Raw genomic sequence first — 15,430 nt, 5'->3', positions numbered from 1 at the left:
TCGCCACCATGAACGTATTCTGGTCGATCCCTGTGACAGGCGAGCCTCCTTCCTTCTGCACGGCCCGCTTGCCAAACCCCGAGTACGCCGGCCCCGGCACCTTCCCACGTGGCTCAGTGAGCCGCGTTCTCCAGATCCGAAAGCAGAGCGTCGAGGATCGACTCCTCTTCGACACGCATTCCGTGCTCTGTCATCGCGGCGGCCAGGGGCGGATCCCACGGCGTCGCGGCGGCAGTTCCCGTCAGGGCCTGTGGCTTGCTCACTCTGGCTACGGCTTCCCGGTAGTCGGCGGCTCCGTAACGCCAGGGCCGCCATGGGACGCCTCGGCCCAGCACCGTGGCGATGTGTACCCCGCCCCAGTCGAAGTCGCCGTGGTAAAGGAGCACCGCTCCTCGCGCGGACAGACCGCGCAGCAGCGCGAGGGCGGCAGCCGACGGCTGCCCCTGGAGGCACGCCATGGGAGGGCAGGCCGGCCCGAAGGCATCAGCCGCAGCGGACAGAACTGCTGGGTTCTCACACACGTGGACGGTCCCACTGGCGGTAGCGATGCCGGAAGTGCTGTGACGAGTGAGGGAACGCAGCGTCAGGATCACGGGCTCGCCCTCGCCGGCCATCCAGTCGAGGGCTGGTGTGCCGCGCAGGTTGAGGGCCAGGACGGTGGACGACACGTCGTCCCTGAGTAGGCCGGCCGAAGCCCAGGCGGCGCGGCGCCACTCGGCTCCGACGCCGTCGGGAAAGCCTGTCAGGGCGCGAATCCCCGACAGGACGAGTGTGGCGAGGGGCGTTCCCTCGTCCAGGGCGTGGGCGCCGGATAGATGGCGTGCCGCGAACGCCGCACGTGACGTCGGGGGGACCGCGGGCAGTGCGCGCAGCGCCTGCACGGCGGCGGTCACCAGAGGCCCGGCGGCTTCCGGCGTGCGCGCGAGCCGTCGTGCGAGACCTTCCTTGCGGACACGCTCTGCCCAGACCGCCAGTTCGGCACTCAGGCCGGCCAGCGGGGCCAGCACCTCGTCCCATGCCTGTGCCTCTCTTTCACGCGTCTCCGCACGCAGTACGACAGGCCCGGTGAGAGCCACCACGGCGGCCCCCAGGCCGTCGGGGCTGACGCCGGAGCGACGCAGGACCGCGTCCACCGCTTCGAGGCGAACCGTCAAAGAGCGGCTGGCAGTCGGGGCGCGTCCCAGCAGCCGCTCGGCGGCTCGGCGCTGAAGGTCGTCGGGTTGCGCCAGGGTGACCGTGCCGGTGAGCGGCCGGCCCCCGGCCATCCGCCTGCGAACGCGTTCCAGGAGCCAGGCGAGACCGGGGTCTCCGAGCAACCGTGCAAGGCGTTCGGTGTCGACCCGATCGTCGCCCCGCGATGTCACGGGTGGCACCGCCCCACCCGTGTCCGTCGGTCCCCTGCCCTCCCCCGGTACCCTGGGTACGGAACCCGCTCCGGTCCTGGCGGGCGGGGCCAAAGGGTTCACCTCCACAAGGACTCCTGTTCTCCGATGATGTCGGGACCCGCGAACCCTGTCGGCCCGGCGACCGCTCCGGACGCGTCCTCGCCGTCCCGTCCGAGGCCGTCGGCCTGGGCGGGAATCCGCTTCGTGTGGACGGTGGCACCGGGCTCGGTGCCACGCCGTCGCTCCCCGCCGTCCCACTCCCACCTGGTCACCAGAACGGCGGCGATGTCGTCGACCCGCGACAGCTGTGCGATGGCGATGCCGGGCACCTGGGGGTAGCAGGCCCACTCCCGCTCGCTGGTCATGACAACGTCGAGATCGAAGGCGCGCAGCAGTCCCAGGCACTTGGCGCGGGAGTCGTCGTCCACTCCGGCGAACGCCTCGTCGAGGGTGACAAGGCGCGGGGCGTACGCGCCGCCGGCGGTGGCGTAGTGGGAGGACGCGGCCGCGAACAGTGGCACAGACGCGGCCAGTACGCGCTCGCCGCCCGAGGCGGGCCCGGTGGCCGGGACCCACTTGCCGTGCTGGTGCCGCTCCACGCCGAACTCGTGCCAGGTGCGGTAGTCGAGGGCGGCGGCGAGGTCCTCCTGCCAGCTGCCGGCGCTGTCGTCGGCCTGCCGACGGGCGATCTGCTCCTGGAGGAATGCGCCGACCGCGGCTCTGTCCTGCGGCGACCAGGCGTCGGCGGACTGCCGTAGCCGCTCACGGACCTGGGCCAGTCCCTGCGGGGCCCGGCGGGAGGCCCGCCACACGAGGCGCAGCTTCATTCCTGTCGAGGTCGGGCGCTCCTCCAGCTCCTGGTTCATCGCGCGCACCTGGCGTTCGGCCGTCCCGATCAGCTCCTGGAGCGTCCCGGCGACCTCTGTGATCAGATGGGTCTCCAGGATCTCGCGCTCGTGTGCGGACAGGAGACGGGTCAGTTCTGCAACTTCGGTGGACAGGGCTTCGGCGAGTTCGGGAACGGCCCGTTCCCGGCCCTGGTAGACGATGTCGACGCGCATGCCGTCCTCGCTGGGGCGGGCCGTCGCGGTGTGGCCGTGCCGGGACAGCGCGTCCTGGAGTCTGCCGAGTTCCTCGCTCAGTCGCTTCTGCACGCGTTCCCAGGCCGCGTCCGAGTCGTCGATCGTCGAGAGCCGGGACTCGACGGCACGGGCGAGACTCACGGCGGGAGTCGCCGCCCACGTTGCGCCGTCGCCGTCCGGGACAGGCAGGTCGGGGAGGGCGACGGCGAGCAGTCCGGTCGACACGAAGCGCTGGAGTGCCGCGACGGCGCGCTCGCGCGCGGCGGTGGCATCCGTGATGTCCTCGGTGAGCCGCTCGATACGGCCTTCGGCATGACCCGCTCGCCGGTCGGCGTCGCGGATGTCCTCCTGGGCACGCTGCTGCTCGGTCTCGCAGGCGCGCGCTGTGGCCGCGGTCTCCTCCAGCCGCCGCTGGAGTTCCGCGACGGCCGCTCCGACGGTGGACCGCAGCGTGCGCAGGTGTTCGTCCGCCGCGACGGCCAGCCGCGCCGCTTCCGTGGCACGCTCGGCCAGTTCGACGACGAGCTGCTGTGCCCGGTCGGTCTCGGCCTGCTCCTCGGTGACCGCCTGTTCGGCGTCCGCGCGCTCGCGCAGCGCCGGCCACAGCGCGGCGAGGTGGGCAGTGTGATCGGCGAGCGCCTGCCGCACGCTGCCCAGCCCGCCGGGGTCCGCGGGGAGGTTCAGGGCGGCTGCGGTCTCGGCGAGTTCGGCCGCGGCACGGTCTGCGTTTCCTGCCGTTCGGGCAAGGTCGGCGGCGCGCTCCCGCTGCCGGGTACGGGCTCGGTGGACCGTGTCGGCCAGCACGCCGACCCGTGCGTGAGCGTGGCGCAGGTCGTCGTCCCCCGGTACGGCCGCCAGCTCGGCGTCGAGCACCCGGCGGCGCTCGGACAGCGCGCCCAGTTTCTCGGCCAATTGCTTGAGCTCGGTTTCCAACGCCGCCCGCTCGTACCGCAGTTCGCCGATCCGGTTGCGGCGTGCCTGCTCCCGGGCCCCGTCCCCCACGTACTGGGCGTCGTCCTTGGCCCAGCTCCCGGTCAGCGCCCCGATGCGGAAGCGCCCGTCCGTGGAGACCCACGTACAGTTGCCGCCGGTCTCCGGGCGGTTCTCCGGCGCTCCGTCACCAGGGCGGTCCACGAGGCCGATGGCGGCCAACAACCGCCGGACCGTCTCCTCCCCCACGGCGGCGGCCCGCACGTCGGCGTGGTCGATGGCCGGGCACAGGGCGCGGCCGAGACCGCCCGCGAGCCGTGGATCGGGCGGGTCCAGGGGGGCGAGCAGCACATCGTGGCCGTCCGCCGCCGTCGCGGAGCCGTCCGGCGCCACCCAGGCGTCGAGGAGGCCCGACGCCTCCAGTGCCGCTTCCAGGCCCGCGCGTTCGGCCGGGGTCACCTGCGGCCGGAAGTCGACCAGCCGCCACAGCGGAGCCCCGAGGGCCAGGGTGCGGGCGTCGGCGGCGCGGGTGCGGGGTGCGGCGGGGCCGCGCTGGCCGCCCGTCTCCAGAGCAGTGAGTTCCTCGGTGACGGACCGCAGGCGCTGTGCCGTCGCGGCCCGGCGGTGGTCGAGGGCGGCGGCCTGGTCGGCCAGCCGGGAGGCCAGGTCGCGGTGGGCTCCGTCCGCCGCCGTGCGGGCCGGGTGAGGGCCGTTCAGGGAGCCCGCCCAGCTCTGCACCGCGTCGAGCACCCCGGGCAGCCCGTCCACGCGCAGTTCCACGCAGCCCGACAGGCGCTCCCGCACGGCCGCGACCAGTGCGCGCCCCGCTTCCGCGACGCCTTCCTCGGCCTCGGCCAGCTGCTCGGCGCTGTGCACGGCCTCCTCGTCGGCCTCGTCGGCGCGCAGCCGTGCTGCGGTGCGTGCCTCCTCGGTGCGTTCGGCCAGGGTCGCCAGGGCCTCGACATGCTCCATGGCGCGCCGTCTGGCCGCCGTGGCCTCGTCCGCGGCGCGGCGCAGGGAGGTGAGGGGGGCGCCCTCGGTGCGCGGGACGTCGATCCGCGCCGCCGCCGCGCTGTCGGACACCTGGTGCTGGATGCCGTCCAGTGCTTCCTGGGCCCCGGTCAGCCGGTTCCGCGCGGTGGCGAGCCGGCCGAGTGCCCGGGTATGTGCCTGGGACGCCGTCTGCCGGTCCATGTCGGCACGACTCCGTTCCGCGGCTGTCCGGGAGGCGTCGGTGGCCGCCTGGTCGAGTGCGCGTGCGTCGCGCATCTCGGGACCCGACCTGAGTGCCGCGTCCTGGGCGCTCAGCCGTGCCGCCCGCTCGACGAGCGTCCGCGCCCGCTCCTGGGCTTCCGTCCGGTCCGCCACGGCCTGGTCCCGGTCGGCCTGGGCCTTGCCGAGTTCACGCTGGAGGTGTTCGTAGCGGGCGTGTTCGGTGCGTGGCAGGCGGGCCCGGCGGCGTGCGGCGATGCGGGCGTAACGCCGGTAGTGGTCGAGGAAGGCCGAGGAGGCCTGTTCGGCCTCGCGTGCGGCCAGCAGTTCCTCCTTCTCCTCGTCCAGCGACCGGAACGCCTCCGCCGCGTCGGCGATGACCGCCTGGTCCATCGGCGGCAGTGCCTCGGTCAGTGCCCGGGACAGGGCGGCCTCGCTCGGACGTTTGGACAGCTGGGGCTGGCGCAGCTGGATCAGCAGGTCGACGAGCGCGCCGTAGCGCCGCTCCCCCAGCCCGAAGAGGGCTTCGTCGACTGCCCGGCGGTACGTCTTGGCGGTGTCGTACACCATGCCGTGGCCGCCGATGGCCTCGGCGAGCCGGTCGCGGGACAGCGCGGTGCCGGTGGCGTCCAGCAGGTCGAGTCCGGCGCGCACCCGCTGACCCGTGACGGCGAACCAGTGGCGGGCGATGCCTCGTCCCGTGACTGCCTTCAGCCCGCACAGCAGGGTACGGAAATGCGCCTCACCGGTGGTCTCGTCGAGCCGTCCGAACTCGATCCAGGTGTAGCCGAGCCGTTCCGGATACGGGTGTTCGCCGCCCAGGAGCAGGTTCCACTCCATGCGTTTGCCAGGATCGCCGTCGGGCTCGACCCGGCGGGCGGAGAGATCGCCATCCAGCAGGAACGGCAGGGTGAGGGCGAGCACCTTCGACTTGCCGGTGCCGTTGTTGCCGCGCAACAGCAGCCGCCCGTCGCGGAACCAGAACTCCTCGACGTCGTAGTGGAACAGGTCGACGAGCCCGATCCGCAGGGGCCGCCACCGGCCGGGGGCCGGACTGGGGAGAACGGGGGGCGGGGTCGGCGCGGTCACTGCGCGGATCACCTTTCGTCGCCGGTGTGCCGGACCACGGGGTTGCCGACCGCGTACCGCGCGAGGGCGGCGCGCGGCACGACGCCTCGTGCGGTGCGCTCGGCGAGCCCCAGGGCTTCGAGCTTGGTCAGGGCCTGTTCCACGAGGGCGGGTTCAGCGCCCGGCTCCCGGGCCGTCTTCGACCAGAAGGTGCCGTGCTCGGCCGCCAGTTCCCGTACGCGCAGGGCCAGCCGGTCAGGGGTGACGGGCCCCTCGGCCCGGGCCAGGTGCTGGGCGAGGAGCAGCGTGATGTGGCCGTGCGTGCCCTGTTCCGGCATGCGTACGTCGGTGAGGTCGTCCTGCGGATCGACCATGGCGATGCCTTCGGCGCGTACCTCGGCGACCAGTCCGGTCAGTTCGTTGATGCGGGCGGTGATGAACCCACGCTGCCGGGTGAGGTAGGCGAGTTCGTCGTCGGGCAGGTCGTCGTAGTAGAGCACGGGGTCGTCGAGAAGGCGGCGGGTCAGTTTCCAGCGGATGGCGCGGAACCTCAGCTCGTCGCTGTCCAGCGCGGTGGGCGCCGTCATCTCCGCCAGGCGTTCCTCGAAGTCCTCCGCCGCGATCAGGGAGGGGCCGCGCAGGACGGCGGGCATCCCGGCCAGTACCCGCCGGCGCACGTCGTACAGCACGTCCCCCGAGCCGCTGACGTACGCCTCCTCGTCACCGGCCACCCGCCGCAGCACCCCCAGCCGCAGCAGCAGGCGTACGACGGCCGCGAGGTCGAGGCGTTCGTCGCGCCGCTCCAGGGTGAACGTGATCCCGGCGGTGACAAGTTCGGGGTCGGCAGCGGCCAGTACGACGTGTTCCGCGAGCCGTCCGAGGGCCACCTGCGCCTCGCCCCGCTCCAGGGCGGCGAGGGTCAGGCAGAGCAGGACGTAGCGGCGCCGGGTGAAGGGCAGCCCGGTCCTGGACGCCTCGCGGGCGGGGTGGGTGGCGTCGGTGAGGGTGCCTGGTGTCTTGCGCAGCCGTGCGGCGTCGGCGTCAGTGCGCAGCGTCCAGCCGACGTTGCGTTCGAACCAGTCGCGCAGTTCGGCGGCGTGCCGTCGTACCAGCCGGAACTCGTCGGCGTACGGTCCGTCGAAGGTGAGCAGCGGCTCCTTCAGCAGGGCTCGTGCGGCGCGCTGGAGGTCGGCCTCGCGCTGGCCGTCGAGGATTTCGGTGGCGGAGCCGGTCATGTGTCCTCCGTGAGCCGGGCGGAGACGTGGACGCCGACGCGCTGTCGCGGGACCGGGGCGCCGGAGCGGCTTTCGCGGTCCGCCGTGAGATCGACGATGTCGACCAAGTGGTCGGGACCACGGAAGACTCCGTCGGGTGTGCGCACCTCCGCCGTGCTCCCGTCGTCGAGCGCGGTCAGCCGTACCTCCATCGTTCCGTCCCCGCTGGTTGCGGCTGTGGTCGTCATCCCCGGTCGCCAGGTGGCGAGGGCGTCGCCGAGCAGGCGCAGGAACAACTGGAAGACGAGCGGGTCGAGTTCGCCCAGTCCGGAAAGCCGCACCGGTCCGCCCGTCGCCAACCGCTCCCGCACCTCCCGGGTCTCCCCGGCCTGCTGGGCCGCGATTTCAGCGAGCCTGCGTTTGGCCTCGCCCCGGTCGGCCACCCGGCGCGGCTTGCCACGGCGTTCGTAGCTTCCGGTACGGCGCAGCTGTGGACTGATCCGCAAGGGATGCGCCTCGGCCCACGGGGTCGAGGCCGGTTCCGGGGTGGCGGTCCGTTCGGCGAGGGTGTCGGCGTCGACGGTGAGATGCCGGGAGGAGTGCAGTCCAAATGCCACCCGCCACAGACGGTGCCGCGCCGCGTCGTCCGGCGCCTGCGCGAACCAGCGCGCCAGGGTGCGGAAGTCGGCGGAGCGGTCGGAACGTCCCGCCCGCCGTTCGTTCAACTGCCGTACAACCGCCAGCAGCTGCGGGATCGCCCCGAGAGCCCGTCCTCGCAAGAGCCGCGCCTGCGACTCCCGGCCCTCCTCCGACACGAACCACTGGGCGAGCCCGGACCACCGCGCGGCCCACTTCTCGTACGCCGCCGCCTGAGCGTGCTCGGCAACCTCGGGCGCCGCGTCGGCAGCCTCCCGCCCGGCGGCAAGCGACAGCAGCGGCTCCACCTTCCCCTGCTCCTCCAGCTCCCCGATCAGCAGGGCGATGCGCCCGCCGAGCGTGATGAGGTCCTGGATGAACCGCTCCAGGTACTGGATCAGCCGGTCCTTGTACGCGAGGAACGCCTCGACTTCAATGTCGTGCAGGTCGATGGTGCGCTGGAGCGACCCCATGAAGGCACGCGCGTTGTCCGCGAGGTCGGTGAAGCGTGCCGTCAGCACGGACAGCGCGATGTGCACCTTGGCCGGATCCGGCTCGTCCTCCTGGACGATCACCAGCAGCGCCCGCAACTGGGTGACGATGTCGTGCAGCGCGACCGCCTGAAGCTCCCCGCGCCGCCCAAGCGCCTCGTCGTACGTCCCGAGCGCGGCCTCGGCGGCTTCACCGGCCCGGGTGAGCTGGTAGACGAACCGCCTGCGGTAGAAGTCCTCGACCGCCGTCACCCGGGCGTGGTCCGGATCGGCCCGCAGATTCCCCCAGGCGACGAGACTGTCCAGCGCCTTCACCACCGGCTCGACGTCGCCGGGCCGCGTGTCCGCGTCCAGGGCCGCGTACACGTCCTCCGGCCGCAAATGCACCGCGAACCGCTCCTTGGCGGCGAGGAAGGCATGCATCACCTGGCGGTAGAGGGGGGCGTTGGGGACGGTGAGGTGGGTGAAGGGACTGTAGTCGACGAAAGGCGGGGGGAGGCGCTCGGAGGTCTGGGGTGTCATCGTCGGGCCATTCTTCCGGACCCCTGGCCCCACCTGGACGTGATGTCCAAATTCCGTACGCCCGGACCGATCAGCACGATCACGTGGGAGGCATGAGCGGGCACTCGGCCCTCGGACCCGGGATGCCAGTCCAGCGGGCGGCAGGTCCGGCGATCAGGAGCAGCCCGCTGCCGCCGATTTTCTCGGCGCCGATGGTGCGCAGGGCGGCCCCGGAGCGCAGGCCATATGGCCGGATCTTGTGCTCAGCGGCGGAGGGACCTGGTCACCATGGGAGTACGCGATTCCGGACGGCCGCCCGCCAGCTCTCGCAGCTTCTCCCGCGTCTCAGGGTCCGTCGAGTACACGATCGTGCCGACCATACCCCGGGTCAGCAGCACCTTGTACGTGTTCCGGATTAGCCGGTCCACCTCGGTGTCCGAGGTGGACTTCTTGAAGACTGGGTCCTTGGACGCCGTGCGGTCCGCAACCCAGCGGTCGCCACGCCGGACCAGATCGGGGCCGATGATGACGCCGGACCAGTCGTACTCGAAGCCCTGGGCGGTGTAGACACAGCCGACCTGCCCGAAGCCTGCCGGGTCGGTGGCCCACAGCGCAGTCGGCGGCGCGCCGGAGACGGAGCGGTCGCCGCGCAGGTTCCACGGACGGGCCCATCGTGCACATCGGCGTCCGCCCCCGGACGCCTGCCCGGGTGTGGCTCAGGCGTCGATGATGACGGGGATGATGAGGGGCTTGCGGCGGTAGGTGCGGAACGCCCAGTTCGCCACGGCGCGGGCGAGGAGTTGTTCGAGTTGGCGCGCGTCCCCGACACCTTCCTCGGCCGCGGTGGCCAGGGTCTTCTCGATGACGGGTATGACCGGCTCGAAGGTGGCGTCGTCGTGCACGAAGCCCCGGGCCAGGAAGTCGGGGGCCTCGGCGAGCGCGCCGGTGTCCGCGTCGACGATCGCCACCACCGTCACCACGCCTTCGGCGGCGAGGGTGAGGCGGTCCTTGAGGGACGCTTCGGTGGCGCCGCCGACTTCCATGCCGTCCACGTAGACGTTGCCGGCGGGGACCTTGCCCGTGATGGAGGCGCGCCCATCGACCAGGTCGACGACGACACCGTCCTCGGCGATGACGACCCGTTCGGGGTCGACACCGGTGCGGATGGCGAGGTCGCCGTTGGCCCGCAGGTGGCGCCACTCACCGTGCACGGGCATGACGTTGCGGGGCTTGACGATGTTGTAGCAGTAGACGAGTTCGCCGGCGCTGGCGTGCCCGGAGACGTGCACCTTGGCGTTGCCCTTGTGGACCACGTGGGCGCCCCACCGGGTCAGTCCGTTGATCACCCGGTAGATGGCGTTCTCGTTGCCGGGGATGAGGGAACTGGCGAGCAGGACGGTGTCGTCCTTGCCGATGCGGATCACGTGGTCGCGGTTGGCCATCCGTGACAGCGCGGCCATCGGTTCGCCCTGGGAGCCGGTGCACACCAGAGTGATCTTGTGGTCCGGGAGCTTCTCCAGCTCCTTCGTGCTCACGACCAGACCGGAGGGGACCTTCAGATAGCCCAGGTCACGGGCGATGCCCATGTTGCGGACCATCGACCGGCCGACGAAGGCGACCTTGCGGCCGTGCTGGTGGGCGGCGTCCAGGACCTGCTGGATGCGGTGCACGTGGCTGGCGAAGCTGGAGACGATGACCCGGCGCGGCGCGGTGCGCATCACCTGCTCGATCGCCGGGTTCAGCTCACGCTCGGAGGTGGTGAAGCCGGGTACTTCGGCGTTGGTGGAGTCGGTGAGGAACAGGTCCACGCCCTCCTCGCCGAGGCGGGCGAAGGCGCGCAGATCGGTGATGCGGTCGTCGAGAGGGAACTGGTCCATCTTGAAGTCGCCGGTGTGCAGCACCATCCCGGCCCGGGTACGGATCGCGACCGCGAGGCTGTCGGGAATGGAGTGGTTGACCGCCACGAACTCGCAGTCGAAGGGCCCGAAGCCACGCCGGTCGCCCTCCCGCACCCGCACCGTCCGCGGCCGGATGCCGTGTTCCTTGAGCTTGGCCTCCAGGAACGCCAGCGTCAGCTTGGAGCCGACGACGGGAATGTCGGACCGCTCCCGCAGCAGGTACGGCACGCCGCCGATGTGGTCCTCGTGGCCGTGGGTGAGGACCACGGCGACGATGTCGTCCAGCCGGTCCCGGATCGAGGTGAAGTCCGGCAGGATCACGTCCACCCCGGGCTGGGTCTCCTCGGGGAACAGCACGCCGCAGTCGACGATGAGCAGCTTGCCCGCGTGCTCGAAGACGGTCATGTTGCGGCCGATCTCACCCAGGCCGCCCAGGGCGATGACCCGCAGCCCACCTTCGGGAAGGGGCGGCGCGGCTTTCAGGTCGGGATGCGGATGACTCATACCCTGACGGTACCCGGAGAGCGGGACAGGGTGATCCACTACCCCTGACCCCTCCACCTTGCTGAGGTGCTCGGGCTTCACGAGAAGACGGCCATGCGCTACGCGGAGTCCGCACGAGCTCTGCTGGAGCAGGCTGCCGAGACCGACCCCTGATGGGGATTCTTGGAAACGACTGGTGTTGCCCTCGCCTCACTTGATCCAGTTCTCAACGACTGGGGAGGGTTGGCAGGTATCACGCCGGCGACAAGCCGGTGCCGCGAGGCCGTTCAGGTGCAGTCCGTGCTCGCGGCCCTGCTCAAGGCTGTACGAGAATCTTCCGGGCCTACTTTCGCCTCTTCCGCGGGAATGGCCGGCCGTGCCGCGTAGCGGCTGCGCATCGCGTCGCTGGCTGCGGGGCCCGCGGTGAAGACGTAGGCGGCGCTGTCGTCGAGTCGGCGGCCGGTTTTGGCGTCGACGACCACGGGCTCGACTTCCTCGCCGCTGTGCGCGTCGACGAGGATCATGCTGCGCTCCGTCGGCGTGAGGCGGGAGTTGCCCCACGCGGCCAGGGCGACGATCACCGGGCGCAGGGAGCGCCCGAGTTCGGTCAGGACGTACTCGTGCCGGACAGGGCTGGTCTGGTAGGGCCGACGCTCCAGCAGACCGTCCGCGACCAGGGTCTTCAGCCGGGTGGTGAGCATGCTGGAGGAGATGCCCAGGCTCTCCTGGAACTGGTCGAAGCGGGTGTAGCCGTCGAAGGCGTCGTGGAGGATCAGCAGTGTCCACCACTCGCCGACGTGTTCCACCGTCGTGGACAGCGGGCACTCCCGGTCCTCCAGCCTGATCCGGCTTGCCACGGCGACCATCCCCTCAGTTACTGCTAAAATCGAAGTTAGTAGCTTCTATTTTAGCAGTAGACGGGAGCGGCGCCTCGTATACCCGCGCCCGGGAACGGAGCACAACGTGACCACCTCCATCAGCGAATCCCTCGAAGGCCGACGCGCTCTGGTCACCGGCGGTACCAAGGGCACCGGAGCCGCGATCGCCCGACGCCTGGCCCAGGCCGGTGCGATCGTGCTGGTCACCGCCCGCAGCCGCCCCGACGACGTCGAGGAGAAGACGTTCATCACCGCCGACCTCTCCACCGCCCAGGGCGCCGCCCACGTCGCCTCCGAGGTGGACGCCCGCATGGGAGGCGTCGACATCCTGGTCAACACCCTCGGCGGCTCCGAGGCACCGGCAGGAGGATTCGCCGCGCTCGGCGAGGACGACTGGGCAAGGGAGCTGAACACGAACTTGCTGGCCGCCGTCCGCCTGGACCGCGCACTCCTCCCGCACATGATCGCCACGGGCAAGGGCGCGGTCGTGCACGTCACCTCGATCCAGCGCCGCATGCCGCTGTGGAACGGCACCCTGGCCTACGCCGCCGCCAAGGCCGCCCTGACCACCTACAGCAAGGGCCTGGCCAACCAGGTCGCCCCGCACGGCGTCCGCGTCAACACCGTCTCGCCCGGCTTCGTCCAGACCTCGGCCGCGGACAACCTCGTCACCCGGATCGCCGACGACGCCGGCATCAGCCAGGAAGCGGCGCTGGGCCGGCTCATGGACTCCCTGGGAGGCATCCCGCTCGGCCGTCCCAACCGGCCCGAGGAGGTCGCCGAGCTCGTCGCCTTCCTCGTCTCCGACCGCGCCTCCGCCATCGTCGGCGCCGAACACGTCATCGACGGCGGCACCACCCCCACCGTCTGAACCCGCCACCACCATCAGGAGCGTCATGCACGACAACCAGCCCCGGACCATCACCCCGGGCGACCTGCCCGAGGTGATCACCCGCTACCTCACAGCGCACCGCGCCCACGACACCGCCACCGCGGTCACGACGTTCACCGACGACGCCACAGTGATCGACGACGGCAACACCTACCAGGGCAGCGCCGCGATCGAACGGTGGCTGGACCGATCCGCCACCGAATTCACCTACACCATCCACCTCACGAACGCCCAGCAGACCGACACGGCCCACTACATCGCCACACACCACCTCGAAGGCAGCTTCCCCGGCGGCACCATCGATCTCCGCTATCGGTTCACGCTGCGCGACGACCTCATCGAACGCCTCGCCATCGAACCCTGAGCCCGCTCCCACACCACCTATTCCCGGCCAGGGGAGAGGCCCCACCCACTCCAGACCGCCCCGTCCCAGCCCTCGTACCCATCCAGCCACCCGACCAAGAGCCAGCCCTCAAGTTCGGCATCCACCCGCAGATCAGCACTTGCACGCCTGAGGAAGCAAGGCGAGCAACTCCGGGGCCATCCTCAGCACAGGGTGAGGAGATTCAAGATTCAAAGGTCTCCATCACCCCGCGAGTTGACCCCGAACCGACGGGGCCATCCCCCAGAATCCGGGCACCGCACCCTCGGGTTCGCGCTGAAGAGCCTTCAGTTTCCACGAACTCGCGGGCGTCCACGGCCTCCGGGAACGACGGAACAGCCATCAGCGCCAAGCCATGATCTTGGACAACAGAGGGCCCCGGCCACGTGACGGCCGGGGTCCTCTGCGTGTGCACGTGTCGGTTCAACCGCAGCAGTCGCAGCCGGGGCGGCAGCCGCAGGCGTCTGTCTCCCCGCTGGCGACCGGCACCGCGGCGGTGGCCGGGGGCGCGCAGCAGCTCTTGCCCTGCCAGGCGTCGCGGCCTTGCGGGGGTGTCGCCGAGATAAGCACCAAGGCCACCCATAGTTGATCTCGAGCGGCCCGGGACCAATGAGACCGCAGTTGGCGCTGAGATTGATCAAGACCGTCGCCGGTCCTTGACGCACCTAGGATTGCGAGGGTGACGGCAAGAAACAGTGACATCGAGAAGGCGGCCGGTGTGCTGCGCGCCGGGGGCCTGGTGGCTCTCCCGACCGAGACCGTCTACGGTCTGGGCGCCAATGCCGAGGACCCCGCCGCCGTCTCGCGCATCTTCCAGGTCAAGGGACGTCCGCCCTCCCACCCGCTGATCGTCCACATCGGCAGCGCGGAGCATCTGGACGACTGGGTGAAGGACGTGCCCCAGGCGGCGCGCCTGCTGGCTGAACACTTCTGGCCGGGGCCCCTCACGCTGGTCCTGGGGCGTGGGCAACGGGTGCCCCTGGAAGCGACGGGTGGCTTGGAGACGGTGGCCGTGCGTGTGCCCGATCACCCCGTCGCGCTCGCGTTGCTGTCGGCCTTCGGCGGCGGTGTCACGGCGCCGTCCGCCAACCGCTTCGGCTCGGTTAGCCCCACTACGGCGGACCATGTCCGTGCTGAGCTCGGCGAGGCGGTCGACTTCGTGCTGGACGGCGGCCCCTGTGAGGTCGGGGTGGAGTCGACCATCGTCGACGCCACCGGGGAGATCCCGAGCATCCTGCGGCCGGGCGGGGTGACGCGCGAGGACCTCGAAGCGGTGTTGGGGTGCCCGATCGCCGTCCCTGCGACGAGCCGTGTCCGGGTGCCGGGCCAGCATCCGTCCCACTACGCGCCGCATGCGCGAGTCGTCCTCGTCGAGCCGGAGAAGGTCATTGCCGAGGCGGAGCTGGCGCAGGAGCTGGGGCACCAGGTGGGCGTCTTTCTGCCTGCCTCCTTCGCCGACGCTCCGGTGAAGGCGCACGCCGTGGTGACGGTCCCGTCTTCGATGGCCGCCTACGCGCGCGGGCTGTACGGGGCCCTGCGTGACCTCGACCGGCAGGGGTGCGACCTCATCATCGCCTCCGTGCCCATGGAGGAGGGGCTGGGACTGGCGATCGCCAACCGGCTCCGCCGCGCCGCCGGTCCCCGGCCCTCATAAGTGACCGGTCGCCGGCCGTGGTCGCCGCCTCCCAGAAGTGACGGCCGCGGCCGACCCGGACTTTGCGGCGATCAGGGTGCCGTGGTGACGGGCACGTCGAGGCCGCGGGTGGCGACGAGGCGTGCGGTGCCGTCGGCCAGGCCGTAGCACAGACCCGTCACGGCGGCGTGTCCGGCGGCGACCTTCTCGGCGAGCAGCCGGGAGCGGTCCAGCAGCAGGTCGACGGTGTGCCGGATGTGCTCGTCCAGGATCTCCTCGCCGCTTACGCGGCCGGCGGCCCGGGCCGAGAGCACGCTGGGCGTGACCCGCTCGACGACGTCGCGCACGTAGCCAGCCGGGGCCACCCCGCCCTCCAGGGCGGCGCCGACGGCACCGCACGCCTCGTGGCCCAGGACCACGACCAGGGGACAGTTCAGTATGTCGACGCCGTATTCGATGCTGCCGATCACTTCCGGTCCCATGACGTGGCCTGCGGTGCGTACCACGAACGGGTCTCCCAGGCCGCGGTCGAAGATGATCTCGGCGGCCAGGCGGGAGTCGGAGCATCCGAACAGCACGGTGAACGCGCCATCGTCCAAGCCGCCCGGGCGGGCCGGTGCATAGAATCCGACCCCATGCCGAAGCTTGATGAGCTGCTCGTTGCGATAGCTGCCCTTGTGGAGTCCGGGCAGAGCAATCAGATGTCCCTGACCGTGGTCACCAGTGGTGCTGTCATCACCGGTCG

General features: G+C 71.3%; 10 protein-coding genes and 1 pseudogene. 3 read left to right on the top strand and 8 right to left on the bottom strand.

Annotated features, from left to right (window positions below):
• Positions 1–113: 113 nt before the first annotated feature.
• From AB0A61_RS35415 to AB0A61_RS35385, 7 genes and pseudogenes are all read right to left on the bottom strand, one after another.
• Positions 114–1,364, bottom strand: a complete 1,251-nt coding sequence (locus AB0A61_RS35415) for a TIGR02679 family protein (protein ID WP_361301886.1) — start codon at positions 1,362–1,364, stop codon at positions 114–116.
• 98 nt (positions 1,365–1,462) lie between these two features.
• The gene (locus AB0A61_RS35410; RefSeq protein WP_361301883.1) at positions 1,463–5,698 is read right to left on the bottom strand and encodes a TIGR02680 family protein; all 4,236 of its coding nucleotides are present in this window, start codon (positions 5,696–5,698) and stop codon (positions 1,463–1,465) included.
• 8 nt (positions 5,699–5,706) lie between these two features.
• Positions 5,707–6,912 carry a TIGR02678 family protein gene (locus AB0A61_RS35405; RefSeq protein WP_361301880.1) on the bottom strand — a complete coding sequence of 402 codons (1,206 nt, stop codon included), beginning with the start codon at positions 6,910–6,912 and terminating at the stop codon, positions 5,707–5,709.
• Entirely contained in the window at positions 6,909–8,540 is a 1,632-nt protein-coding gene (locus tag AB0A61_RS35400; protein ID WP_361301877.1) for a TIGR02677 family protein, read from the bottom strand. Before AB0A61_RS35400 ends, AB0A61_RS35405 begins: the two co-directional genes overlap by 4 nt.
• Positions 8,541–8,782: 242 nt before the next feature.
• Positions 8,783–9,190: pseudogene (locus AB0A61_RS35395) on the bottom strand (DNA/RNA helicase domain-containing protein); the annotation flags it as partial.
• A gap of 45 nt (positions 9,191–9,235) precedes the next feature.
• Complete coding sequence (locus AB0A61_RS35390) at positions 9,236–10,921, bottom strand: ribonuclease J (protein ID WP_361301874.1); 1,686 nt, start codon at positions 10,919–10,921, stop codon at positions 9,236–9,238.
• 266 nt (positions 10,922–11,187) lie between these two features.
• Positions 11,188–11,766, bottom strand: a complete 579-nt coding sequence (locus AB0A61_RS35385; protein WP_361301871.1) for a helix-turn-helix domain-containing protein — start codon at positions 11,764–11,766, stop codon at positions 11,188–11,190.
• Positions 11,767–11,863: 97 nt separating this feature from the next.
• Between AB0A61_RS35385 and AB0A61_RS35380 the strand changes: the two genes are divergently transcribed.
• The 3 genes from AB0A61_RS35380 (at position 11,864) to AB0A61_RS35370 (ending at position 14,706) form a co-directional block, all read left to right on the top strand.
• Positions 11,864–12,649, top strand: a complete 786-nt coding sequence (locus AB0A61_RS35380; protein ID WP_361301868.1) for an SDR family oxidoreductase — start codon at positions 11,864–11,866, stop codon at positions 12,647–12,649.
• 25 nt (positions 12,650–12,674) lie between these two features.
• Entirely contained in the window at positions 12,675–13,034 is a 360-nt protein-coding gene (locus AB0A61_RS35375) for a nuclear transport factor 2 family protein (protein ID WP_361301865.1), read from the top strand.
• A 697-nt stretch (positions 13,035–13,731) separates the two neighbouring features.
• Positions 13,732–14,706 carry an L-threonylcarbamoyladenylate synthase gene (locus AB0A61_RS35370; protein ID WP_361301862.1) on the top strand — a complete coding sequence of 325 codons (975 nt, stop codon included), beginning with the start codon at positions 13,732–13,734 and terminating at the stop codon, positions 14,704–14,706.
• A 71-nt stretch (positions 14,707–14,777) separates the two neighbouring features.
• On the opposite strand, the gene AB0A61_RS35365 is transcribed toward AB0A61_RS35370, so the two are convergent.
• Positions 14,778–15,284, bottom strand: coding sequence for a carbonic anhydrase (locus AB0A61_RS35365; RefSeq protein WP_361301859.1), 507 nt, complete (start codon positions 15,282–15,284; stop codon positions 14,778–14,780).
• Between the last annotated feature and the right edge of the window lie 146 nt (positions 15,285–15,430).

The organism is Streptomyces sp. NPDC046197, from assembly GCF_040646295.1.
Taxonomy (GTDB): Bacteria; Actinomycetota; Actinomycetes; order Streptomycetales; family Streptomycetaceae; genus Streptomyces.
Note: the sequence above shows the minus strand (reverse complement) of the source record. Positions and strands in the feature narration are given on the sequence as shown.

Bases quoted from the DNA above. Each gene is read 5' to 3' on its own strand.
- AB0A61_RS35405 (WP_361301880.1), bottom strand. From the start codon at position 6,912: ATGACCGGCTCCGCCACCGAAATCCTCGACGGCCAGCGCGAGGCCGAC.
- AB0A61_RS35400 (WP_361301877.1), bottom strand. From the start codon at position 8,540: ATGACACCCCAGACCTCCGAGCGCCTCCCCCCGCCTTTCGTCGACTAC.
- AB0A61_RS35390 (WP_361301874.1), bottom strand. From the start codon at position 10,921: ATGAGTCATCCGCATCCCGACCTGAAAGCCGCGCCGCCCCTTCCCGAA.
- AB0A61_RS35385 (WP_361301871.1), bottom strand. From the start codon at position 11,766: ATGGTCGCCGTGGCAAGCCGGATCAGGCTGGAGGACCGGGAGTGCCCG.
- AB0A61_RS35375 (WP_361301865.1), top strand. From the start codon at position 12,675: ATGCACGACAACCAGCCCCGGACCATCACCCCGGGCGACCTGCCCGAG.